Source organism: Intestinimonas sp. (assembly GCF_026169115.1).
Lineage (GTDB): Bacteria > Bacillota > Clostridia > Oscillospirales > Oscillospiraceae > Intestinimonas.
This window is the reverse complement of record NZ_JAPFEA010000020.1, coordinates 1-21626: the sequence shown is the minus strand read 5'-3', so window position 1 is coordinate 21626 and position 21626 is coordinate 1. Positions and strand designations below refer to the sequence as shown.

21 protein-coding genes, 1 pseudogene and 1 riboswitch are annotated in these 21626 nt (G+C 64.1%); of the genes and pseudogenes, 19 read left to right on the top strand and 3 right to left on the bottom strand.

Translation table 11 applies throughout. The annotated features are described in order from the left end of the window. The first annotated feature begins 16 nt into the window (after positions 1-16). From Q0Y09_RS01840 to Q0Y09_RS01780, 13 genes and pseudogenes are all read left to right on the top strand, one after another. A complete protein-coding gene (locus Q0Y09_RS01840) occupies positions 17-628 on the top strand; it encodes a hypothetical protein (protein WP_297716810.1) in 612 nt (203 codons plus the stop codon). A gap of 57 nt (positions 629-685) precedes the next feature. After that, positions 686-1258: a hypothetical protein gene (locus Q0Y09_RS01835; RefSeq protein ID WP_297716808.1), complete on the top strand. Its 573-nt coding sequence runs from the start codon at positions 686-688 to the stop codon at positions 1256-1258. Between the two features lie 298 nt (positions 1259-1556). After that, on the top strand, positions 1557-4229 hold the full coding sequence (alaS, locus tag Q0Y09_RS01830) for an alanine--tRNA ligase (protein ID WP_297716806.1): 2673 nt from the start codon (positions 1557-1559) through the stop codon (positions 4227-4229). A gap of 2 nt (positions 4230-4231) precedes the next feature. Next, positions 4232-4411, top strand: a complete 180-nt coding sequence (locus Q0Y09_RS01825) for a DUF4250 domain-containing protein (protein ID WP_297716804.1) — start codon at positions 4232-4234, stop codon at positions 4409-4411. A gap of 154 nt (positions 4412-4565) precedes the next feature. After that, positions 4566-5192, top strand: coding sequence for a hypothetical protein (locus Q0Y09_RS01820; protein WP_297716802.1), 627 nt, complete (start codon positions 4566-4568; stop codon positions 5190-5192). An 18-nt stretch (positions 5193-5210) separates the two neighbouring features. Next, the gene (locus Q0Y09_RS01815; RefSeq protein ID WP_297716800.1) at positions 5211-5549 is read left to right on the top strand and encodes a histidine triad nucleotide-binding protein; all 339 of its coding nucleotides are present in this window, start codon (positions 5211-5213) and stop codon (positions 5547-5549) included. Between the two features lie 155 nt (positions 5550-5704). Then, positions 5705-5785, top strand: a pseudogene (locus tag Q0Y09_RS01810) (HIT domain-containing protein); the annotation flags it as partial. A 1372-nt stretch (positions 5786-7157) separates the two neighbouring features. Beyond that, a complete protein-coding gene (locus Q0Y09_RS01805; RefSeq protein ID WP_297716799.1) occupies positions 7158-7376 on the top strand; it encodes a helix-turn-helix transcriptional regulator in 219 nt (72 codons plus the stop codon). Next, positions 7369-9618 (top strand): DNA internalization-related competence protein ComEC/Rec2, encoded by a 2250-nt coding sequence (locus Q0Y09_RS01800; protein ID WP_297716796.1) that lies wholly within the window; start codon positions 7369-7371, stop codon positions 9616-9618. Before Q0Y09_RS01805 ends, Q0Y09_RS01800 begins: the two co-directional genes overlap by 8 nt. A gap of 11 nt (positions 9619-9629) precedes the next feature. Continuing rightward, positions 9630-10691: a DNA polymerase III subunit delta gene (gene holA, locus Q0Y09_RS01795; RefSeq protein ID WP_297716794.1), complete on the top strand. Its 1062-nt coding sequence runs from the start codon at positions 9630-9632 to the stop codon at positions 10689-10691. 20 nt (positions 10692-10711) lie between these two features. Continuing rightward, on the top strand, positions 10712-11308 hold the full coding sequence (locus Q0Y09_RS01790) for a toprim domain-containing protein (protein WP_297716792.1): 597 nt from the start codon (positions 10712-10714) through the stop codon (positions 11306-11308). Next, positions 11299-13521, top strand: a complete 2223-nt coding sequence (locus tag Q0Y09_RS01785; RefSeq protein ID WP_297716789.1) for an ATP-dependent DNA helicase RecG — start codon at positions 11299-11301, stop codon at positions 13519-13521. The genes Q0Y09_RS01790 and Q0Y09_RS01785 overlap by 10 nt, the downstream gene beginning before the upstream one ends. Before the next feature lie 21 nt (positions 13522-13542). Continuing rightward, a complete protein-coding gene (locus tag Q0Y09_RS01780) occupies positions 13543-13932 on the top strand; it encodes a C-GCAxxG-C-C family protein (RefSeq protein WP_297716787.1) in 390 nt (129 codons plus the stop codon). 84 nt (positions 13933-14016) lie between these two features. Here Q0Y09_RS01780 and Q0Y09_RS01775 read toward each other — a convergent pair whose 3' ends face one another. The 3 genes from Q0Y09_RS01775 to Q0Y09_RS01765 all read right to left on the bottom strand — a co-directional run bounded on the left by Q0Y09_RS01775 (position 14017) and on the right by Q0Y09_RS01765 (position 16773). Beyond that, positions 14017-15105, bottom strand: coding sequence for a lysylphosphatidylglycerol synthase transmembrane domain-containing protein (locus Q0Y09_RS01775; protein WP_297716786.1), 1089 nt, complete (start codon positions 15103-15105; stop codon positions 14017-14019). Further along, a complete protein-coding gene (locus Q0Y09_RS01770; RefSeq protein WP_297716784.1) occupies positions 15105-16193 on the bottom strand; it encodes a glycosyltransferase in 1089 nt (362 codons plus the stop codon). The genes Q0Y09_RS01775 and Q0Y09_RS01770 overlap by 1 nt, the downstream gene beginning before the upstream one ends. A gap of 79 nt (positions 16194-16272) precedes the next feature. Next, positions 16273-16773: a 4'-phosphopantetheinyl transferase superfamily protein gene (locus Q0Y09_RS01765; RefSeq protein WP_297716782.1), complete on the bottom strand. Its 501-nt coding sequence runs from the start codon at positions 16771-16773 to the stop codon at positions 16273-16275. A 171-nt stretch (positions 16774-16944) separates the two neighbouring features. On the opposite strand from Q0Y09_RS01765, the gene Q0Y09_RS01760 reads away from it, so the two are divergent. The 6 genes from Q0Y09_RS01760 to Q0Y09_RS01735 form a co-directional block, all read left to right on the top strand. After that, positions 16945-17706: an exodeoxyribonuclease III gene (locus tag Q0Y09_RS01760; protein WP_297716780.1), complete on the top strand. Its 762-nt coding sequence runs from the start codon at positions 16945-16947 to the stop codon at positions 17704-17706. Positions 17707-17808: 102 nt separating this feature from the next. Next, positions 17809-18348 carry a stage V sporulation T C-terminal domain-containing protein gene (locus tag Q0Y09_RS01755; RefSeq protein ID WP_297716778.1) on the top strand — a complete coding sequence of 180 codons (540 nt, stop codon included), beginning with the start codon at positions 17809-17811 and terminating at the stop codon, positions 18346-18348. 220 nt (positions 18349-18568) lie between these two features. Next, on the top strand, positions 18569-18955 hold the full coding sequence (locus Q0Y09_RS01750; protein ID WP_297716776.1) for a hypothetical protein: 387 nt from the start codon (positions 18569-18571) through the stop codon (positions 18953-18955). After that, a complete protein-coding gene (locus tag Q0Y09_RS01745) occupies positions 18952-20031 on the top strand; it encodes a response regulator (RefSeq protein WP_297716774.1) in 1080 nt (359 codons plus the stop codon). Before Q0Y09_RS01750 ends, Q0Y09_RS01745 begins: the two co-directional genes overlap by 4 nt. A 668-nt stretch (positions 20032-20699) precedes the next feature. Next, the gene (locus Q0Y09_RS01740) at positions 20700-20900 is read left to right on the top strand and encodes a hypothetical protein (RefSeq protein ID WP_297716772.1); all 201 of its coding nucleotides are present in this window, start codon (positions 20700-20702) and stop codon (positions 20898-20900) included. A gap of 93 nt (positions 20901-20993) precedes the next feature. After that, positions 20994-21081: riboswitch (cyclic di-GMP riboswitch) on the top strand. Between the two features lie 34 nt (positions 21082-21115). Beyond that, positions 21116-21626, top strand: a 511-nt coding sequence (locus Q0Y09_RS01735; protein ID WP_297716770.1) for an Ig-like domain-containing protein, incomplete at its 3' end; no start/stop codon positions are given.

Here is a 21626-nt window from a genome sequence, read left to right as displayed (position 1 = left end):
AGGAGGCCGCCGAGCCATGAGGAAGGGAGGGATCGCCATGAAGCGGCTGCTGCGGCCCATTTTGCTGGAATTTTGTCGGAGCCATCTGATCCTGACGGCTGCCGTTTCCCTCCTCACCGTTCTGATCCCGGCGCTGAACAGGCTGCTGGGCCTGGGGAGCGCCGTGCGGGGCGTTCTGCCCTTCCAGCTCCAGGGGGCCGCGCTGGGGTTCAGCGCCGCCCTGCCCGCCCTGATCCCCATCGTCCTCGGGCTGCTGGCCTATGTCCCCGCAGGCCGCATGACCCGGAAGCGAAACCTTCTGCCCAGGCCCGATGTGGAGGAGGCCCTGCTTCTGCTGCTGATCCCGGCAGCCGCCTTCTGGCTGCTGCTGGCCCTGGCCTACCTCATCCCCCACGGCACCGGTCTGCTGGTGGCCGCCATGCTCCTCAACTGTCCGGCCTACGGGCTCTTCGCCGTCCTCTCCAGGGTCCTGAGCTGGGGCCTGGGCGGCTCCCTGTGGTCGGTCTATATCGGCGGGCTGGTCACCGGCCTCCTGCCGCCCCTGCTCTACCTCATCGGTAGCTATCTCCCCATCGCCGCCCTGGACCGGGAGGGGGAAAGGGAAGAAGAATTTATTGAAAAACAATAAAAATAAATTGACTTTCAATATTTGACGTGATACGATACCCGTGAAAGGGGTGATCGTATGGCGAAGCATACCTCCCTCCGTGCCCGGTTTCTGGGCTTTGCGGGGGGACATTTTGTACTCTCCGCCCTGGGCGTGGTGGTGGTCGCTGTCGTGTTTGGGGTCACACAGGGCCGCGGGGGCGTGCTGGGGGCCGTGGAGAGCAGAGCGGGGGCGCTGTGGGGATTCATTCTCCTGCTGTTCCTCCTCTATTTGCCCATGGGGGCGGCGGTGGCCCGGCTGATGGGCTGGGCGCGGCCCACGGTCCGGGAGTGGCTCCGGGCGGTGGCCCTGACGGGGGGCGTGGCCTGTCTGTGGGGCTTCGGGGGCTTCGCCCTCTTCTGTATAAAGCCCACGTCCCTGCTGGGCTTCTGTCTGCTGATGTCCACCGCCTTCCTGGCCAGCCCCTCCTTCTGCCTGATGTTTGCGGTGGTGGTGGAGCACCTGTTTGACACTCTCGCTGTGTTCTACCCCGCCATCGCCGCCGCCGCCCTGCTGCCCCCCGTTCTCTTTTTCCTGGGGACGGTTCTGCTTCCAAAACGGGGCGAGGACGGGAAAAACCAGTTGACAACGCCCCAAAACGTGATAAAATAGATGAGCTTACAGGCAGAGACGAAGCCAAGCGGGCCGCGCCGCGACGAGCGAGAGGGGATGGTGAGAGCCCTCCGCGATACGGGTCCGCAAGCCACTTCACCAGCCGCCCGGGAGGACCGGGACGGATCATCCCCGTTACAGGATGGAATGAGATGCGCTTTTTCAACGAAGCGTAATCAGGGTGGTACCGTGGAAATGCTTTTCCGCCCCTGGCTTGAGGCCGGGGGCGGTTTTTTGTTTCCCGCCGCCCAGACCGGTGTGTCGCAAAATCAATTTGAGATAAACGGAGGTAATTCCCATGCCCACCAAGCCTTACGGCCTGAACGAGCTGCGCGAGATGTTCCTGAAGTTCTTCGAGACCAAGGGACACCTGCGCCTGCCCAGCTTCTCCCTCATCCCCCAGAACGACGCCAGCCTGCTGCTCATCAACAGCGGCATGGCCCCCATGAAGCCCTTCTTCACCGGAGAGCAGGAGCCCCCCCGTCACCGGGTGACCACCTGCCAGAAGTGCATCCGCACCGGCGACATCGAGAACATCGGCCACACCGCCCGCCACGGCACCTACTTTGAGATGCTGGGCAACTTCTCCTTCGGCGACTACTTCAAGACCGAGGCCATCCACTGGGCCTGGGAGTTCCTGACCAGCCCCGAGTGGGTGGGCCTGGACCCCAACCGCCTCTACCCCTCCGTCTTCGCCGGCAACGAGACCACCCCCGCCGACGATGAGGCCTTCCGCATCTGGAACGAGGAGATCGGCATCCCCGCCGACCACATCTTCAAGTTCGGCAAGGAGGACAACTTCTGGGAGCACGGCTCCGGTCCCTGCGGCCCCTGCTCCGAGATCTACTATGACCGGGGCGAGCAGTGGGGCTGCGGCAAGCCCGGCTGCACCGTGGGCTGCGACTGTGACCGCTATATCGAGGTCTGGAACGTGGTCTTCTCCCAGTTCGACAACGACGGCGAGAACCACTACACCGAGCTCAAGCAGAAGAACATCGACACCGGCATGGGCCTGGAGCGGCTGGCCTGCGTGTGCCAGGACGTGGCCTCCCTCTTCGACGTGGACACCGTTATGAACATCACCAACAAGGTATCCGAGATCACCCACGCCCACTACGGCGAGACCGCCGCCAAGGACGTCTCCCTCCGGGTCATCACCGACCATATCCGCTCCGCCACCTTCATGATCTGCGACGGCGTCCTCCCCTCCAACGAGGGCCGGGGCTACGTCCTCCGCCGTCTCCTGCGCCGGGCCGCCCGCCACGGCAAGCTCCTGGGCGTCAACGACCCCTTCCTCTACGAGGTGTGCGACACCGTCATCCACGAGAACGAGGGCCACTACCCCGAACTGCGGGAGCGGCAGGACTATATCACCAAGGTCATCCGCACCGAGGAGGAGAACTTCGCCCGCACCATCGACGGCGGCCTGAGGATCTTCAACGACATGCTCGCCGAGCACCAGGCCAAGGGGGAGAAGACCTTCTCCGGCGCCGACGCCTTCAAGCTCTACGACACCTATGGTTTCCCCATCGACCTCACCATCGAGATGGTGGAGGAGCAGGGCATGACCGTGGACCAGAAGGGCTTCCAACAGCTGATGCAGGAGCAGAAGGAGCGGGCCCGCAAGGCCCGGGAGGCCCTGGGCGACCTGGGCTGGGCCGGCGTGGAGTTCGGTAAGGACGTGCCCGAGACCGAGTTTGTGGGCTATGACCACACCACCATTGAAGACGCCCGCGTGGTGGCCCTGGTGGTGGAGAACGAGCAGGCCGAGGAGCTCATGCCCGGCGTGGAGGGCATCGTGGTCCTGGACAAGACCCCCTTCTATGCTGAGATGGGCGGCCAGGTGGCCGACCACGGCGTCATCACCGCCGGCGGGACCGTCTTCACCGTCACCGACGTGCAGAAGAACAAGGGCGGCAAGTATATGCACTACGGCAAGCTGAGCGGCGGCGTCCTCAAGCTGGGCGACACCGTCACCGCCGGCATCGACGTCAAGCGCCGGAAGGCCGTCATGCGCGCCCACTCCGCCACCCATCTGCTGGACAAGGCCCTGCGCACCGTGCTGGGTGACCACGTCCACCAGTCCGGCTCCCTGGTGGAGGAGGATAAGCTGCGCTTCGACTTCACCCACTTCTCGGCCATGACCGCCGAGGAATTGGCTCAGGTCTCCGCCATGGTCAATGAGGCCGTGCTGGAGGGCTACGACGTCCACACCGACGTGCTGCCCATCGAGGAGGCCAAGCAGCGGGGGGCTATCGCCCTCTTCGGCGAAAAGTACGGTGACACCGTCCGGGTGGTGGACATGGGCGAAGGCTATTCCGTGGAGTTTTGCGGCGGCACCCACCTGGACAACACCGCCAAGGTGGGCGTCTTCCACATCGAGAGCGAGTTCTCCGTGGCCAGCGGCGTCCGCCGCATCGAGGCCACCACCGGCCTTGCCTCTCTGGAGGTCATGAACCGGAACCAGGAGATGCTCTTCCAGGCCGCCGCCGCCCTGAAGGCCAAGCCCGGGGAGCTGCGGGAGAAGGCCGTGCAGAATATGGAGGAGCTCAGAGAGCTGCGCCATATGGTGGAGGCATTCAAGGCCAAGGAGGCCGTCAGCGAGGCCGGCCAGTTCCTCATGGGGGCCAAGGATGTGGGCGGCCTGAAGCTGGTCACCGCCACCCTGGCCGACGCCGACGCCGACCGCCTGCGCAAGATGGGCGACTTCCTCCGGGACAAGAGCCAGGCCGTGGTGGCCGTCCTCTCCGCCGTGCGGGACGGGAAGATCACCTTCCTGGCCGTCTGCGGCAAGGAGGCCGTCCAGAAGGGAGTCAAGGCCGGCGACCTCATCAAGCACGTCACCGCTATCTGCGGCGGCAAGGGCGGCGGTAAGCCCGACTCCGCCATGGGTGGCGGCACCGACGTCCTCAAGCTGGACGACGCGCTGGCCACCGTGGATGACTTCGTGGCTGGCAAGCTGGGGCTGTGAGCATGCTGCCCCAGGACCCGTATCTTTTGCTGAGCGTTGTGAACACGAAGCTCCGGGATGAATTTGACAGCCTGGAGGAACTGTGTCAGGTCCAACAGGTTGACATGGATGAGATGTCACAGCGACTGGCCGCCATTGGGTATCGCTATATCCCGGAGCAGAATAGATTTGGTTCGTGCTAAGTGTACACGGGGCTGCCTGGTTCAGGCGGCCCCGAATTTTTCCCTGACAAAAGAATGACATTCGATCATTGATGTGCTATACTAAAGACGATTAGATGGTTTTTGACGAAGGATGTTCCTGATTGGACAGATTCTGAGGAAAGGACTGTGGGGCATGAGAGATACCGACTATATGCAGCTGTTCGATTCACGGATGGAACGCGGCTCACAACCGCTTTCCCATCAAATTGCGGTCTTGCAGGGGCTGGGGTTAACGGTTCCGGAGAACATTGTCCAGGAAGTCTTTCAGAAAGGAAATCCACCCTCAGATTTCGGTGAGCTTCTGGCCGCGATTGGAGTTGGAGAATTTGATTGGGATACCGGCGTATGGACGCCCGTGTCCAATCAGGTATTCTCTTTCGATGGAGAGGTTTTTAGCATTGAAAATATGTATCCAAACTTCATCAAGGGCCTGCAAGCAATCTCCGAGGGAGAGCTTGTTTTTTCTGATGCAGCGCAGGATGACAGCGATGTGGATTGGGAGGCCCCAGGCGGGATTATGCACGTGTCTTACCGCATCAACGGTGTGCTGTGCAGCTTTGACGCTCAATTTATGGGGGATTGGCTGGATGTTTCTTTCCAGGATGCGGTAAATCATGAGCTGGAAAAGCTGGGAGTCCAAAAACGGTTTTATGCCACAGATGGCATTCAGGGGAATACGTTATTTTTCTGTACAGAAGAATGGGCAAGAAAATTTGAAGAAGCTACATTGTGTTATATGTCCTATTCTGGTAATATTTGATTGGTAGGAGTTGATGATATGTTCGATTGTCTGTTCTGCAAGATCGCGGCGGGGGAGATCCCCTCCAACAAGGTGTATGAGGACGAGACCGTCTACGCCTTCTACGACATTGATCCCCAGGCTCCCACCCACTTTCTGGTCATCCCCAAGGACCACATCGGCTCTGTGGCCGAGGTGACGCCGGAGAACGCCGCTGTGGTGGCCCACATTTTCGCCGTCATCGCCAAGGTGGCCCGTGACCTGGGCCTTGCGAGCTACCGGGTGGTCTCCAACATCGGCGAGCAGGCGGGCCAGTCCGTCCACCATCTGCACTTCCACGTGCTGGGCGGACGGGATATGACCTGGCCTCCCGGCTGATGCAGCCTGCTCGCCGGGTCCCCGCAGAGCGGGGCACGCCGTCAGGCGTGTCCAAGTGTTTTGGGCACAGCCCAAAACCTTGATGCCGGGCGGATTCATTCCGCCCGAGCAGATATAATGAAAAGCGGGGTCCCCGCAGGGCGAAAGCCCTGTGGGGGATGCAGGCGGGCCAAAGTGTCCACCATCTGCATTTCCACGTGCTGGGCGGACGGGATATGACCTGGCCTCCCGGCTGACCGTATACGCGCCATCCGTATCCCCCGGCGGCACAGCCGCCGGGGGATGGTTTTTCTCCGGTGGAAAATGTGTCGGTATGGGACTGCTTTTGTGCGGGGCACGACGGCCCCGGCGCGCCCATACATTTTCCGTCATTCTGAGGCGAAGCCGAAGAATCCGTCCTCCCAGCCCCTGGCGTTGCAGGAAAGGGCAGGAGAGACGGGTCCTTCGCTTCGCTCAGGACGACGTGGGCAGGGGCGGCTATCAGCCGCCCGTCCGGCGTGGCACTGCGCCGGTCTGCGGGCGGCAGGCTGCCGCCCCTACATGCCCGTAGAGCGGCGTGGCCGCCATGCCTGCGGGCGCACACACAGGTGCGCCCCACCCCCGTCATTCTGAGCCGCAGGCGAAGAATCCGTATTCCTGCCCCGGTACAAAAGAACAGGGGACGCGGATTCTTCGCTCCGCTCAGAATGACGAATGTAGGGGCCGGAGTCCTCATCGGCCCGGCGTTTCGGCGCGGTATTTCTTTTGCTGTGGGGCGCGTCCGGGAGGCCGCGCCCCACAAAATACAGCTCCCCCTTGACGGGGGAGCTGTCACCGAAGGTGACTGAGGGGGTGGGCAGGGCACAAACCACGCCACGCGGGCCGATGGGGACATCGGCCCCTACGCTCCTTGCGGTGGTTTTGTAGGGGCGGCTATCAGCCGCCCGTCCGGCGGTGGTTCCCCATCCCTTGAGCACCGGCGGCGTTACGGAGTAAGCCGGCGGTGCAAATGGCGCAACGGTAGAAGAACTCCGGGGGGTACATCCAATAGGGGGGCCGCAGCCCCCCTGTGTTGGCCGTTTCAAGGGGGAGAGTCCAGAGAGGGGGGAAATCGGAATCCCCCCTCTCTGGGGTGTCTTTGGTTCCTTTCTGCACAAGCAGAAAGGAACGCCCCCGGCAGGGCGGACAACGGTGCAAATATAAACTGCTTTTACTCAGAAGAAAATCATTTTGTTTCCATCTCCGATGGAGAACGGCCTCCGGCGGGCCCCTTTCTGAATGACCAGAAAGGGGCGAAAGAGTCAGTCAAGGAGGGGGATTTCGATTTCCCCCTCCTTGACAATCCTCCCCTTAAAACGACCAAGCACAGGGGGGCTGCGGCCCCCCTATTGGATGTACCCCCCAGGTCTTCTGTTGCTACGCTGCTTGCACCGTCGGCTTACTTCGTAACGCCGCCGGTGCTCGGTGCATAGGGACGGCTGTCAGCCGTCCATTGTCTGCTTTCCCATCCGGCGGCTGGTGGAGAGATCTCACTCTTGATTAAAATCCTGTAAATGGTAAAATAGAACCGTATAGTCCTGTATTGCCTGCGAAAACCTACCGTATGGTAGTGTTGAGCAGGTGATAGGAATGTATTTCAGACGACTGGCTGATACACGTATTGACAGAGATCTAAAGCAGAAGGAAGTAGCGGCGATTCTGAATATGAGTCCGGAGGTCTACCGCCGGTACGAAAAGGGCCTGCGGGAGATCCCGGTGTGGGCCCTCCTCAAGCTGGCGGACTACTACCAGACCTCCACCGACTATCTGCTGGGCCGCACCGACGACCCCTCCGCACCCCGTGCGTAAGCTGGCGGCAGTGGCCGTCGGCTTTGCCGCGGCGGTCTTTCTGGCCTGCCAGGGGCTGTGGGCGCCGGCCCTGCTCCTGCCCCTGCCGGTCCTGCTGAAACGGGAGGACCGGTGGCGCCGCTGCGCCCTGGTATGCCTGGGCGTGGCGGCGGGTCTGGCCTGGACGGCGGGCTACAACGCCCACTTCCTGGGCGCAGCCCGGGAGCTGGACGGGACCGGGTCTGCCCGCTCCGCCGCCGTTATCGACTGGCCCTATGAGACGGCCTACGGCGCCGGCGTGGAGGTGCGGGTGGACACAGAGAACGGACCCGTGCTTCGGGCCATACTCTATGGCGACGGCGAGGAGCTGCTGGACCTGCGCCCCGGGGACGCCCTCACGGTGACGGCGGACTGGAAGGGCCCGCCGGAGCGGCTCACAGAGGGGTGGGAGCGCCGCCTTGCCCGTGGCGTCCACCTGACGGGGGATGTGCGGAAACTGGAGGCGGAGCGCCCGGAGCGGCTGCCCCTCTGGGCAAGGCCCGCCCATTGGGCCCAGGCGGTCAAGGGGGCCGTAGCTGCCGCCTTTCCGGCGGAGAGCGCCGGCCTGGTCACCGCCCTCCTCACCGGGGACACCGCTGGTCTGCCCCAGGGGGACTACGATGCCCTGCGCCGGGTGGGGCTGGCCCACGCCGTGGCGGTGTCGGGGCTCCACATGGGCTTCCTGGTCCAGCTGGCGGTGGCCCTCACCGGCAGCCGGTACCGCCGCCGCACCGCTTTTGTTGTCCTGCCGCTGATGGCGGTCTATGCCCTGGCGGTGGGTTGTACCCCCTCGGTGGTGCGGGCCGCCGTGATGAACGGCCTGCTGCTGTTGGGGCCCCTGCTGGGCCGGGAGAACGATTCTCCCACCAGCCTGTCCCTGGCCCTGCTGCTGCTCCTGCTCCAGGACCCCTACGCCTCGCTGAGCGTGGGGCTTCAGCTCTCCTTTGCCTCGGTGGCGGGTATCCTGGCCTTTTCCGGGCGGGTGCGGGACTATGTGACCGGGCTCGTTCCCGCCCCGGAGAAGAAAGAGAAGCGGCCCGGTCCGCTCCGCCGGCTGGGCCGGTGGGCGGCGGGCTCCCTGGGGGTCACCGTGGGGGCCATGGTCTTCACGGTGCCGCTGCTGGTGTGGTACTTCGGCAGCCTTTCGCTGGCTGCACCCCTCGCCAACCTGCTGTGCCTGCCCCTTTTGCAGCTTACCTTCCAGGGCGGGCTGCTCACCGCCCTGGTCCAGCTCCTGCTCCCCGCCTTGGGGACGGCCCTGGGTCAGGCGGTGGGCGTGCTGCCCCGGCTGGCACTGTGGGTGGTCCGGGGGCTGGCCGACGCCCCCTTTGCCGCCGTGACGGTGGCGGGACCCTACCTGCTGGGCGGCCTTGCTGTGGTTTACCTGCTCTGGGTCCTCTTCCTGACCATGAAGGGCCCGCGCCGCCCCCTGACGCCCCTGTGCTGCTCTGTGCTCGTGCTCACCGCCGCCCTGGTGCTCAACCACGCGGCCTACCGGGCGGGAGCCCTCACCATGACCGTGCTGGACGTGGGCCAGGGCCAGTGTGTGGTGCTCCGCTGCGGGGACCGGGTGGCGGTGGTGGACTGCGGCAGCACCGGCGGGGACGCCGGCGACCTGGCGGCAGGCTACCTGAGCACCATGGGCATTGAGCGGGTGGACCTGCTGGTGCTCACCCACTGCCACAGCGACCACGCCAACGGGGTGTCCACCCTCCTGGACCGGCTGGAGGTGTCCAATCTGGCCCTGCCCAAAGTGATCGAGGCCCCAGAACTCCAGACCGAGCTTCTGGCCCAGGCGTCGGGGCGGGGCGTCCCGGCCATGCTGGTGTGGAACGACGTGGTGCTGGACTTCGGGAACGCCGCCCTCACCTTGTACGGCCCTCTGGGGAGCGGGGATACCAACGAGGAGGGGCTGAGCCTGCTGTGTGAGACGGATAACTTTGCCGCCCTCATCACCGGGGACATGGACCAGGTGGTGGAGGGGCGGCTGGTGAAGTACGGGCAGCTGCCCGATGTGGATGTGCTCCTGGCGGGCCATCACGGCTCCAAATATGCCGCCTCGGAGCTCCTGCTGGAGACAGTGACGCCGGAGACGGCGGTGATCTCCTGCGGCTACAATACCTATGGACACCCCGCCCCGGAGACCCTGCTCCGGCTGAGCACGGCGGGCTGCGATATCTACCGCACCGATTTACAGGGAAACGTCACCATTACGGTGAGATAAGGAGGTCCCCCATGGCCAAGACCAGCGCCGCCGACGCCGCGGCATTGAAACAGCTCAAAAGTGAGCTTTCCGCCGGAAAACCGGGGCAGCTTTACGTTTTCCACGGGGAGGAAGCCTACCTGCGGGACTTCTACCTGGGGCAGCTGAAGAAAAAGCTGCTGCCCGGCGGCATGGAGGCCTTCAACCTCCACACCCTCCAGGCCAAGGAGTGCGATCCCAAGGCCCTGGGACAGGTCATCGACTGCCTGCCCATGATGAGCGAGCGCACCATGGTGGTGGTCTACGACTACGACCTCTTCAAGGCCCCCGCCGACCAGCGGGAGGCCATGACCGCCCTCTTTGCCGACCTGCCGGAGTATGTCTGTCTGGTCTTCGTCTACGACCTCATCGAGTACAAGCCCGATGCCCGGACCAAGCTGGCCGCAGCCATCAAGGCCCACGGCACGGCGGTGAAGTTCACCCGGCAGGAGCAGGGGGACCTGGTGGACTGGGTCCGCCGCCGGTTCCGGGCTCTGGACCACGACATCGACTCGGAGCTGGCCCGGTACCTCATCTTCCTGTGCGGGGACCTGATGACGGGGCTCATCTCGGAGATCGGCAAGATCGGGGCCTACGCCCGGAACCGGGCGGTGACCCGGTCCGACATCGACGCCGTGGCCATCCCCCGGCTGGACGCGGTGGTCTTTCAGCTCACCGACGCCATCGCCGCCGGAGACTTTGACCGGGCCTCGTCGGTGCTCTCCGACCTCCTCCACATGGGGGAGCCCCCCATCAAACTGCTGTCGGTGCTGGGCCGGCAGCTCCGACAGCTCTACTCCGCCCGGCTGGCCATGGAGGAGCGGAAGGGGACGGGCTATCTGGTAGAGCTGTGGGGGATGCGCTCGGCCTACCCGGCCCAGAAGCTCATGGACGCCGCCCGGCGGTTTGACCGGAGCTGGTGCCGGTGGGCGGTGCTCCAGGCGGCGGAGACCGACCTGGCCATGAAGTCCAGGCCTGGGGCCGACGGGGGGGAGCTCCTCATCGACCTCATCCTGAAGCTGGCCAACCGCCCGCCCAAGACGGGCATCGCATAACAAGGAAAGGAGCCCAGGGGATGCTGCACATACAGGAGGCCATCGTGGTGGAGGGCCGTTATGACAAAAACACCCTCTCCCAGGTGGTGGATACGGTGATTTTGGAGACCGCCGGCTTCGGGGTGTTCAAAAATCAGGAGCTGGTGGCTCTGCTGCGGCGGCTGGCGGAGGAGCGGGGACTCATCGTCCTCACCGACTCTGACGGGGCGGGCTTTCTCATCCGCAGCCACCTCAAAAGCGCCCTGCCCGCGGACCGGGTGAAGCACGCCTACATTCCCGACGTCTACGGCAAGGAGCGGCGCAAGCGCGCCCCCGGCAAGGAGGGCAAGCTGGGGGTGGAGGGCATGTCCCCGGCGGTGCTGGAGGAGGTCCTCTGCCGGGCGGGGGCCACCTTCCTGGAGGAGCTGGCCAACGGAAGTGCGCCCAAAGAGGCCATCACCAAGGCCGACCTCTACCTGCTGGGTCTCTCCGGCGGCCCAGACTCGGCCCAGCGCCGCAGCGCCCTGCTCCAGCATCTGGACCTCCCGGAGCACATGAGCGCCAACGCCCTGCTGCCGGTGCTCAACGCCCTCTATGACCGGGAGACCTTTTTCGAGGAGGCGCAGTCATGGATGTGAGCACCCCCCTGCGGGAGCTCCCCGGCGTGGGGGAGAGCCGGGCCAAGGGCCTGGAAAAGCTGGGGCTCCGGACGGCGGGAGATCTGGTGGGCTATCTCCCACGGAGCTATGAGGACCGGCGGCAGGTCTATGCCATCGCCGAGGCCCCGGTGGGGGAGCCGTGCTGCGTCCGGGTCATGGCGGCGGAGGAGCCCCGGCGCATGCACATCCGCCGGGGCCTGGATGTGACGCGGCTCAAGGTAGTGGACGGGGCCTCCGCCATGCTGGTGACCTTTTTCAACCAGGGCTATGTCCGTCAGGCCCTTCACCGTGGAGAGGAGTATATTCTCTATGGCCGGGTGGAACTCATGGGGGGCCACCGGCAGATGACCAATCCTCAGTTTGAGGAGGCGGAGCGGCCCTGGGCCTGCGGGCGCATCCTGCCGGTCTACCCCCTGACGGCGGGCATCACCAACCATCTGCTGGCCGGGCTTGTGGAGCGGGCTCTTCATACGCTGCCGCCCCCGGCGGAGACCCTGCCCCAGGCCCTTTTAGAACAACACCATCTGGCCCCGGCGGCGGACTGCTGGCGGAGCATCCACTTTCCCGCTGACGAGACGGCCCTGGAGGCCGCCCGGCGGCGCTTTGCCTTTGAGGAGCTCTTTTATCTCTCTCTGGGCCTGGCCCTCCTGCGGGAGCGGCGGAGCCAGGGCCGGGGCCCGGTCTTTGGGGAGACCGGCCTGGAGGACTTTTACAAGCTGCTGCCCTTCACCCTGACGGGGGCCCAGAAACGGGCCCTGGAGGAGGCCGCCGCCGACCTGGCGCTCCCCCGGCCCATGAACCGGTTGGTCCAGGGGGATGTGGGCTCCGGCAAGACGGCGGTGGCCGCCGGCTGTGCCTGGCTGGCCGTCCGCTCCGGCTGGCAGTGCGCCATGATGGCGCCCACTGAGATTTTGGCCGAACAGCACGCCAAGACCCTCTCGGCCATGCTCTCACCCGCGGGCATCGAAGTGGGGCTCCTCACCGGCTCCATGCGGGCTGCGGAGAAGCGGAAGGTCCTCTCCGCCTTGGAGACGGGTGCCCTCCCCTTTGTGGTGGGCACCCACGCCCTCCTCTCCCAGGGGGTGGCCTTCCGCCGGCTGGGGCTGGTCATCACCGACGAGCAGCACCGCTTCGGCGTGGAGCAGCGGGCCGCTTTAGCGGCCAAGGCGAACACGCCGAAGGACCCGCCGCAGGCGGGACGCCGCCTTTGCGGCGAAGGCGGGGGGGATTCACTTCCCCCCGCCGCAGATAAAATCACAAAGGGGTGCCCCGGCGCGGCCTGCCGCGCTGGGGAGGTGGAGCAACGAGCTGCCCTGGCGGCCAAGGCGGGGGGCGAGGAGGACTTTTCCCCCAACGTGCTGGTCATGTCGGCCACCCCCATCCCCCGGACCCTGGCCCTCATCATCTACGGGGACCTGGACGTGTCGGTCATTGATGAGCTGCCCCCAGGCCGGATGCCGGTGAAGACGGTGCTGGTGGGGGAGAGCAAGCGGCAGCGGATGTACGGCTTTGTCCGGGACCAGGTGAAGGAGGGGCGGCAGGTCTACATCGTCTGCCCCGCCGTGGAGGAAAACCCGGAGGGGGCCTGGGACCTGAAGGCGGTGACCGAGTACGCCCGGGTGCTGGCGGAGCAGGTCTTTCCGGACTTGCGGGTGGGGCTGGTCCACGGCCGCATGAAGGCCCGGGAGAAGGAGGCCGCCATGGCCGCCTTCACCGCTGGGGAGACCCACATCCTGGTGTCCACCACCGTCATCGAGGTGGGGGTGGATGTGCCCAACGCCAGCCTCATCATCATTGAGAACGCCGACCGGTACGGCCTCTCCCAGCTCCACCAGCTCCGGGGCCGGGTGGGCCGGGGCAGCCATCAGTCCTGGTGCGTCCTTGTCAGCGACAACCGGAGCCCGGACACCCGGGCCCGGCTCAAGGTCCTCACCCAGACCAACGACGGCTTCAAGATCGCCGAGGAGGACTTGAAGCTCCGGGGCCCCGGCGATTTCTTCGGGGCGCGGCAGCACGGCCTGCCTGCCCTGCGGGTGGCCGACCTGGAAACCGACACCCGGGTGCTCCGGGAGGCCCAGGACGCCGCCGCCGGGCTCCTGGCGGCTGACCCCGGTCTGGAACTGCCGGAGCACCGCCCCCTGCTGGAAAGGGTGCGGCGGCTCTTTGCAGAGGACCCGGACCGATTCAATTAGCGAAGAACGGAGAGAATACGAATGGATATTTTGAAGCGCGCGGAGGAGCTCCACCACCTGTCGGAGCCCCACTACAATTGCGCCCAGGCCACCCTTGTTCCCGTGGCCGAGGACCTGGGGCTGGACGGCCAGACCATGTACCGCCTGACGGCCCAGTTCGGCGCCGGTATGCGCCGGGGTTCGGTGTGCGGGGCGGTGACCGGCGGCCTCATGGCCCTGGGACTGCGGGGGGCGGACAGCCGCACGGCGGCGGAATTCCAGCGCATGTTCAAGGAGCGGGCCGGGGCGCTGGAGTGCGCCCAGCTCCTCCAGAAGGCCAAGGAGACCGGGGAGGAGCGCTCCGCCCACTGTGACCGCATGGTCCTCACCGCCGTGGCTCTGGTGGAGGAGCTCACCGGAGAAAAGAAGTGAAACAACACAAAAACGCCGTCTCCCGGCCCCTGTGGGCCGGAAAACGGCGTTTCAGTTTATGAAAAAAGCCCTGAAAGGGAGGCTTCAACAGCCCAGCGAGGTCTGCCGTCCCGTCTTTTGGAGCCTGACAGCCCCGGAGACGGGGGTCTTAGGGAGCCGGTCCCGGCGGCGGTGGCTCAGGTGGACCCAGAGGGTGACCAGACCGCTGAGGAGGAGGAAGCTGTAAAAGCTGATCCCCCGCGCCACCAGAACGGCGGGGGCGGCCAGTCCCGTGCCGAAAAAGAGGGTGAAGGCCCGGAGGGCTGCCCCTTCGGCGGCGCCCACAGCGCCGGGCAGGGGGAGGGAGCCCACAGCCAGAGAGACCAGGGCCTGTGCGCCCGCCATCTGAAACAGGCCGGCCCCACGCAGCCCGAAGCCCAGGTAGACGGTATAGGGCACGGCGTAGAGGGCGGTGAGCTGGAGGGCGGTGAGGAGCAGGAGGAGGGGAAAGAGGTCCAGGTTGGCCCGCAGGCAGTCGGCCCCTTCCCGGTATGCCTTCATCTGGCGTTCCAGACCGGAGCGGACCTTGTCCTCATGCTTGACCAGCCCGGTCCGCACCCCCAGGGTCACCAGTCCGCCGGTAAGGCGGCGGGCGGCGTTGGGGAGAAACATCATGGCCAGCATCCCGACGGTGAGCATTACCATCACCGCGCCGCCGTAGAGGAGGAGCAGCCCCAGCCCGCCCCCCATGCCGGAGCGGACGTTGGGAAGGAGGAAGAAGGCGAGGGCGGCGTAGAGGAAGGTGACGGTCTGGTAGCATACGGCGATGAGCAGCATGTTGAGGGAGCCGTGGGCGGCGGGGACGCCGTCCCTGGACATGAAATAGATCTGGGCGGGCTGCCCCCCGGTGGAGGAGGGGGTGATGGAGCTCACATAAAAGCCCACAAAGGAGTAGCCTAAGCACTTCCGGTAGGGCATATTGTGGCCCAGGCGGCCCAGGATGAGCTTGGAGCACAGGGCCTCGCAGCCCACAAAGGTGAACATGAGCCCCAGGCCCAGGAGGAGATACCGGGGCCGCACCGTGCGGAGGACCTGAGCCAGGGTGGAGAGGGGCTGCTGGCGCAGGAGGAAAAAGAGGGTCCCGCCGATGAGGGCGGCCAGGAGGGTGAAACTGAGGATGCGTCTGCGGTCCATCAGCGGACCTCCTTTCCGGTGAGGGCGGTCATCAGCCGCTCCAGGCTCTGGGCCTCCAGCTGACCCTTCAGCCGGCGCATGTTCCCGGCCATCTGCTCCAGGGCCGGGCCGTCGGAGAGGAGCCGGGCGATGGCCTCCAGGCAGGCTTCGGGCTCCTTGGGGGCGATGCGTCCGATCTGGCAGCGGGTGAGGAAGCGGGCGTTTTCCCGCTCCTGCTGGAGGAAGGGCTCCCAGGCTAGGATGGGCAGCTCCGAGAAGATGGTCTCGAAGAGGGTGATGCCGCCGGGCTTGGAGAGCATCAGGTCGGCCCAGGCCATATAGTCGTACACCCGGTCGGTAAAGCCCACGACCTCAATGTTCTCATAGCGGCCGTGGAGCCGCTCAAAGAGCTTGTGGTTGTTGCCGGTGAGGATGGTGGTGCGTACGCCGGGCATGGCGTTGAGAGCCTCATAAAACTTATCCTTTTTGGGGAGGAGGCCCAATCCGCCCCCCATAATGAGAAGGCGACGCTCCCCCGGCCGGTGGGCCCGATGGGTGGGTCGGCGGAACTCCGGCTTCACCGGGATACCGGTGACCAGGATGCGCTCGGGCTCCACCCCCTTGGCGGCGAGGCGGTCCCGGATCTCCCGGGAGCCCACCAGGTAGCAGTCGGTGCCCTCGTTGAGCCACTCGGAGTGGGAGGAGAGATCGGTGATACAGGTCACCAGCGGAAGGCCGGAGCCGACCTCCTCTTTGTAGTCGGCCACCAGGCGGGCGCAGAAGGGGTGGGTGGCGATGACGGCGTCAGGCCGCTCCTCCCACAGCAGCTCCCCCAGCCTGTCCTGAAAGAGGTCGGCCAGGGGAGGACGGGCCTTGAGGGTGGCGTTCTCCGTGGCCTTGTAGTAGATGTTGTAGAGACCGCTCCCCTTGGTCACCAGCAGGGAGAACGCCTTATAGATGGCCTCGGATGCGTCGGGGATGGCGTAGGCGGGGAGGTCCACCACCTCCACACGGGCGCCAGGGAAGGCGCCCAGGAGCTGGAGGCGCAGCGACTGCGAGGCGGAGTAGTGCCCCATACCAAATTTACCGGTGAGGATCAGGATTTTCATGGCTGTCCCTCCTTCTCTTGATGAGAACAGTATACAGAAGGAACCTTTAGAAAAAACTGCTCCAGTTCTTAAAAGTCGCTTAAGAAGTTCTGATACCTTCTATAAGGGGGCCGGGGTCGGCGGCGCAGAGGGCGGCCCGCCAGCCCTCACCGGCGTAGGCGGTGAAGACGAGACCGTCCAGTTGGGCGTGCTGTCCGGGCTCCAGAAGGGGGACGGCGATGTCCCGGGGCGGGCGGGTGAGGCCGGCGCCGGACTGCTTCACCCGGGCCTCCTTCAGGGTCCACAGGGTGTAGAAGTCCTCCCAGCGGCTCCCCCGGTCCAGGAACCAGACAAGCTCCGCCCCGGAGAGGACCTTTTGGGGCAGCGAGGGGCGGCGGGGGCGGATGACCTCGACGTCGGCCCCCACCGGACTGTCGCCGAGGGCGCACAGGGCGTAGGGGCCGCTGTGGCTGAGGTTGAAACATCGGTGGGGGAAATTGTGGAAAACCGGCTTCCCACCGGGGGCGCGGTCCAGGTCCGGCAGGTCCTCCAGCCCCCATACCAGCCCCGCGGCCTGCCGGAGCAGAACATGTGCGTCCACAGCCTGTGCAAAAAAAAGCCGCAGCAAGGCCATCCCCCCTCGTTGTTTTTCCCATTGTATCATGCCGGAGAGAGAATAACAGCAGAAATTTGGGAAATAGCTGGTATTCAGTCCGCATATCCTGTAAAATAAAAGGGAGAAGGAAATCGCGCATCGTGGGAGGTACGAGCGATGAAATTTATCTCATGGAACGTCAACGGCCTGAGAGCCTGTGTGCAGAAGGGCTTTTATGACTATTTCAAGGCGTCGGACGCCGACGTCTTCTGTCTCCAGGAGACCAAAATGCAGCCGGGCCAGGCGGAGATCGACACGCCGGGCTACCTCCAGTTCTGGAACTCGGCGGAGAAAAAGGGCTACTCGGGCACCGCCGTCTTCACCCGGCGGGAGCCCCTGGCGGTGACCTACGACATCGGCGACCCCGCCCATGTGGGGGAAGGCCGGTCCATCACCCTGGAGTTCCCGGAGCTCTACCTGGTGACCGTCTATACCCCCAATTCCAAGGACGGACTGGCCCGGCTGCCCTATCGCATGGAGTGGGAGGACGCCTTCCGGGCCTATTTGAAGGGGGTGGACGAGAAGAAGCCGGTGGTGGTCTGCGGAGACCTGAATGTGGCCCACGAGGAGATCGACCTGAAAAACCCCAAGACCAACCGGGGGAACGCCGGCTTTTCCGACGAGGAGCGGGCCAAGATGACCCAGCTGCTCTCCGCCGGCTTCACCGACACCTTCCGCTATCTCAACCCCGACCTCACCGGGGCCTATTCCTGGTGGAGCTACCGCTTCAAGGCCCGGGAGAAGAATGCTGGCTGGCGCATCGACTATTTTCTGGTCTCTGACCGGCTGCGGGACCAGATCGAAGCGGCTGAGATCCACAGCGACGTGCTGGGGAGCGACCACTGCCCGGTGAGCCTTATTCTGACAGAACCCAGGTAAATTTTGTACCAAGTCATTCCAGTCCGTCTTCCTGTATAGGCAAAAGAATCCTGCGGATACTAAGGTCTGTGACCAAATATCACCGCGGGAGGAGACAGATAGATGAAAGCAACTGGCATCGTGCGCCGTATCGACGACCTGGGCCGCGTCGTCATTCCCAAGGAGATCCGCCGGACCATGCGGATCCGGGAGGGTGACCCGCTGGAGATCTATACAGACAAGGACGGCGGCGTGATATTCAAAAAGTACTCTCTTATGGGGGGGCTGAGTGATTTTGCAGTTCAACTGTGTGAGAGCCTGAACAAGACCACGGGCCGGGTGGCGGCGATCACAGACCGGGATGCCTGCATCGCCGTGGCGGGGGCCGCCCGGCGGGAGCTGACCGACAAGCGGATCTCTGCCGAGCTGGAGAACATCATGGAGGGCCGGCAGATCTATCAGAGGCAGGAGGGAGACGGCCCGCTGCCGGCCTGCGAGGAGAGCGACAAATTCCAGCTGGATGTGGCGGCGCCCATCCTGTCGGAGGGGGACGTGTTGGGCAGCGTGCTGTTCCTCTCCCAGGAGGGCGGGGCGGCAGGCGAGGCAGAGTACAAGCTGGCGCAGACGGTGGCGGCCTTTCTGGGCCGCCATATGGAGAGCTGACCGGTATTCAATAGGGAGGGGAGAGGAGGCCCGGCCTGCGTGCAGGTCTGGTTCCACTGGAGAAAGACCGGAGGGGCTGCAATGGCAGAGCGCCGCCCCTCCCATCCCATACATATACGGCAAGCTGAAAAAACAACATGGATAGAGGTCTGGCGGGATGCGGGCGGCCCGCGTTACATATCGCCGGTCTGTCGTCCACCAGAGAAATGGGGAGACCACAATGGAAAAGAAAGCGTTTATGGAGCTGCTGGAAGCAACCGGCGTTCAGGTCCAGCGGGCAGTGGATCGATTTATGGGCAATGAGAATCTGTACCTCACGTTCTTGGCAAAACTGCCCAAGCAGCTGCGATTCGAGGAGATCCTTCAGGCGCTGGACAATGAGGATGAGGAAGTATTCTATCTCCGGGTCCACGATTTGAAGGGACTGGCGGGGAACCTGGAGCTCGCCCCCATCTATGAGTGCGCGCAGGCGATCCTGGTGGAATTCAGGACGTCCCGGTTCCACCAGAAGAAAAAGCTGACAGACCTCACGCGGGAAGCGCGGCGGGAGAGCGAACAGATCGCGGCGCTGATCAATGGATATTTTAGGGAGGAGGAGCGGAAATGATACGGGATACACTGCTGGTGATCGACGATTCCGAGCTGGATCTGGCCATTTTGAATGAGATATTCAAGCACCACTTCCGGGTGGAGTGCGCACAGAATGCCCACCGGGGATTTACCTGTCTTAAGGAGAACCGGGAACGCATCTGCGCCGTGCTGCTGGATATCTGCCTGGAGCGGCGGGGGGCGGGGTTTACAGTCCTCAACCAGCTCCAGGTGGAGCGGGACACTGTGGACCTGCCGGTGATCCTCATTACCACAGACGCCAACGAAAAGGACGTGCGGGCCAGTGTGGAGCGCGGCGCGGCAGACTTCCTGGTGAAGCCGGTGGACCCCCATACCGTCCAGGAGCGGGTGTGCGCTGTGGTGCGGCAGGCTTGGCCGCCCAACTCTACCATACTGGATCATGTCCCGGAGGAAGAGCCGCTGCAGACCTCTGACGGGAGGAAGCGTACCCTGCTGTGCGCTGATATGACCGTAAAGGAAGCGGAGCCTTTGGTGCAGCGATGGCTGAAAAAGCTGGAGCTGGTTTGTCAGTTCCGGTCTATGCCGGCGCTGAAGCACCAGCGCCAGCTTGGGGCCCTCACCGCCTGTCTGGCCAACAGATATGAGAAGATGCACCCGGAGGGGCCCTTGACAAAAAAGGATGCGGCATGGATCGGTCTGGCTGCGCCCTTCTGCGACATTGGTCTGCTGGGGCTGCCCGATCCGGCGGGCGCCCAGGAGGAGGGCGACCCACGCCATACCACGCTGGGGTACGAGCTTTTGTCTTTCGAGGAGGAGGAGGTTCCTCTGCTCAGGTATGGGGCGGAAATTGCCCTTTGGCACCACAGGAACGCGGACGGCTCGGGTTGGCCCCAGGATATGGAGGGGGAGCCGCCCTTGAGTGCGGCACTGGTACATACTGCGCTGCGGATCCAGCACCACCTCCATTATTTCCAGGGCTACGAGGATGCCCTGGAGCGGACCATCCGCACCATGGCGAGCGAAGTGGGGAGTATCATTACCAAAGAAATGTATGAAGTCCTGATTGGATCGGAACAGTCTTTGCGTGAGCTCCTGCGCAACCAGGTAAAGTAGAAAAAAGAAAACGTCGCCCGGACCATACAGAACGGTCCGGGCGGCGTTTTTTCTTTCTGAAAACTCTGTGATAGGTTGCCCGGCCCCAGGCGGGGCGGACGATAGAGGCGCGCTGGTTCCAGGAACAGCACAACCCCCCGGCCATCCAACGTGACCGGGGGGCTACACGTGATCCTGAATCTCTACCAAATTTCGCTACCTCTTACTTTCTACGGATTTTTAACGCGCCCAAAATCCATCGCCAGGGAAAAAGACCTTTGCTTTGCAGTTACCACTTGAACAAGCTGTGACACATTCGGTTCCGTCATTTGCGATATTTCGCTAGGGGTGTGCCGTGTGCATTCTCACTTCAGTGAGCTTTGTCAGGGAACTTGCTGCGCTGGAGCTTTTTCTTTGCCGGGGAATTTTCAACGCGGTGGGCGCTGAATCATAAACTTGCGCCCGGGATAAGGACCGTTGCTTGTACCAGTCAGTACATCGGACTCACCTCATCCTTTCTGGCTATATAGTACAACATCAGCAGAGAAATGTCAAGGTGTTTTGTGAAAAAACTGCAATTATTTTGCGGGGCGGGGTCAGGGCTGGGGAATTTTGAAAATGTGACCGAAATGTAACCGACGGTGTGTATGATAGGGGCAGACAACAGGGAAGGAGGTCGTTGGCCCGGTATGGAGCACGAGACGAGCGAGCAAAAAACCTTTGTGATCCACATTCTCCACCAGCAGAATGCCACATGGCAGGGGACCGTCACCTGGCTGGATGGGAAACGGACGCGTCCCTTCCGCAGCGCATTGGAGCTGATCCGGCTGATCGACGGCGTCGTCGGGCAGGAGCTGGAGGAGGTGGAACCGCCTGGTTCCGATCCGTAGGAAGGGCGAAAGAACACAGGCGGGGGGTGAACGGCTCCCCCAGATCCCCGGCGGGGATCGTTTCAAAAGGCCGTTCCTCGCAAGAACGCGAGACCAGGAGAAAGGCAAACCGTCCGAAAGGGCGGGACGCAAAGCCAGGGGCTAAAGCGGCGCAGGCCGCCAAGTCAGTCCGGCTGCCGCATCAACACTTTCTGAATGAAGGGAGAAAGATCTTGATGTTGGCAAACACAAGAAAGAGAGCGATGGCGCTGCTGCTGACCTTCGCCATGGTGCTGGGCATGCTGCCCGTGGGGGTCCTGGCGGCAGAGGGCGAGGACCTGACCCCCGTGGAGCGGGGGAACCTGGAGGTCACAGCCGGAAGCAGCGTGACCATCAGCGACGCTGCGGAGGGCGACACGGCGTCGGACCAGGAGACCTGGTCCTCGGACGATGAGGCCGTGGCCACTGTGGATGAAAACGGCACCGTGACCGGCGTGGCCGCCGGCGAGACCGTCATCCACCACACCTATTTTGAAGCGGTGGAGGTCCCTGTGGCCCCCGCCCCTCCCATGAAGGCCCCTGTGGAGAGCACCCCTGTGGAGAGCACCCCTGTCCCCGAGGCGGAGGGCGGCGAGAGCACTCCCGCCCCCGAGACGGAGGGCGGCGAGAGCACCCCCGCCCCCGAGACGGAGGGCGGCGAGAGCACCCCCGCCCCCGAGACGGAGGGCGGCGAGAGCACCCCTGCCC

Excerpts from the sequence above, each read along its gene's own strand:
- Q0Y09_RS01840 (WP_297716810.1), top strand. The coding sequence starts at position 17 with ATGAGGAAGGGAGGGATCGCCATGAAGCGGCTGCTGCGGCCCATTTTG.
- Q0Y09_RS01835 (WP_297716808.1), top strand. The coding sequence starts at position 686 with ATGGCGAAGCATACCTCCCTCCGTGCCCGGTTTCTGGGCTTTGCGGGG.
- alaS (WP_297716806.1), top strand. The coding sequence starts at position 1,557 with ATGCCCACCAAGCCTTACGGCCTGAACGAGCTGCGCGAGATGTTCCTG.
- Q0Y09_RS01825 (WP_297716804.1), top strand. The coding sequence starts at position 4,232 with ATGCTGCCCCAGGACCCGTATCTTTTGCTGAGCGTTGTGAACACGAAG.
- Q0Y09_RS01820 (WP_297716802.1), top strand. The coding sequence starts at position 4,566 with ATGAGAGATACCGACTATATGCAGCTGTTCGATTCACGGATGGAACGC.
- Q0Y09_RS01815 (WP_297716800.1), top strand. The coding sequence starts at position 5,211 with ATGTTCGATTGTCTGTTCTGCAAGATCGCGGCGGGGGAGATCCCCTCC.
- Q0Y09_RS01805 (WP_297716799.1), top strand. The coding sequence starts at position 7,158 with ATGTATTTCAGACGACTGGCTGATACACGTATTGACAGAGATCTAAAG.
- holA (WP_297716794.1), top strand. The coding sequence starts at position 9,630 with ATGGCCAAGACCAGCGCCGCCGACGCCGCGGCATTGAAACAGCTCAAA.
- Q0Y09_RS01790 (WP_297716792.1), top strand. The coding sequence starts at position 10,712 with ATGCTGCACATACAGGAGGCCATCGTGGTGGAGGGCCGTTATGACAAA.
- Q0Y09_RS01785 (WP_297716789.1), top strand. The coding sequence starts at position 11,299 with ATGGATGTGAGCACCCCCCTGCGGGAGCTCCCCGGCGTGGGGGAGAGC.
- Q0Y09_RS01780 (WP_297716787.1), top strand. The coding sequence starts at position 13,543 with ATGGATATTTTGAAGCGCGCGGAGGAGCTCCACCACCTGTCGGAGCCC.
- Q0Y09_RS01775 (WP_297716786.1), bottom strand. The coding sequence starts at position 15,105 with ATGGACCGCAGACGCATCCTCAGTTTCACCCTCCTGGCCGCCCTCATC.
- Q0Y09_RS01770 (WP_297716784.1), bottom strand. The coding sequence starts at position 16,193 with ATGAAAATCCTGATCCTCACCGGTAAATTTGGTATGGGGCACTACTCC.
- Q0Y09_RS01760 (WP_297716780.1), top strand. The coding sequence starts at position 16,945 with ATGAAATTTATCTCATGGAACGTCAACGGCCTGAGAGCCTGTGTGCAG.
- Q0Y09_RS01755 (WP_297716778.1), top strand. The coding sequence starts at position 17,809 with ATGAAAGCAACTGGCATCGTGCGCCGTATCGACGACCTGGGCCGCGTC.
- Q0Y09_RS01750 (WP_297716776.1), top strand. The coding sequence starts at position 18,569 with ATGGAAAAGAAAGCGTTTATGGAGCTGCTGGAAGCAACCGGCGTTCAG.
- Q0Y09_RS01745 (WP_297716774.1), top strand. The coding sequence starts at position 18,952 with ATGATACGGGATACACTGCTGGTGATCGACGATTCCGAGCTGGATCTG.
- Q0Y09_RS01740 (WP_297716772.1), top strand. The coding sequence starts at position 20,700 with ATGGAGCACGAGACGAGCGAGCAAAAAACCTTTGTGATCCACATTCTC.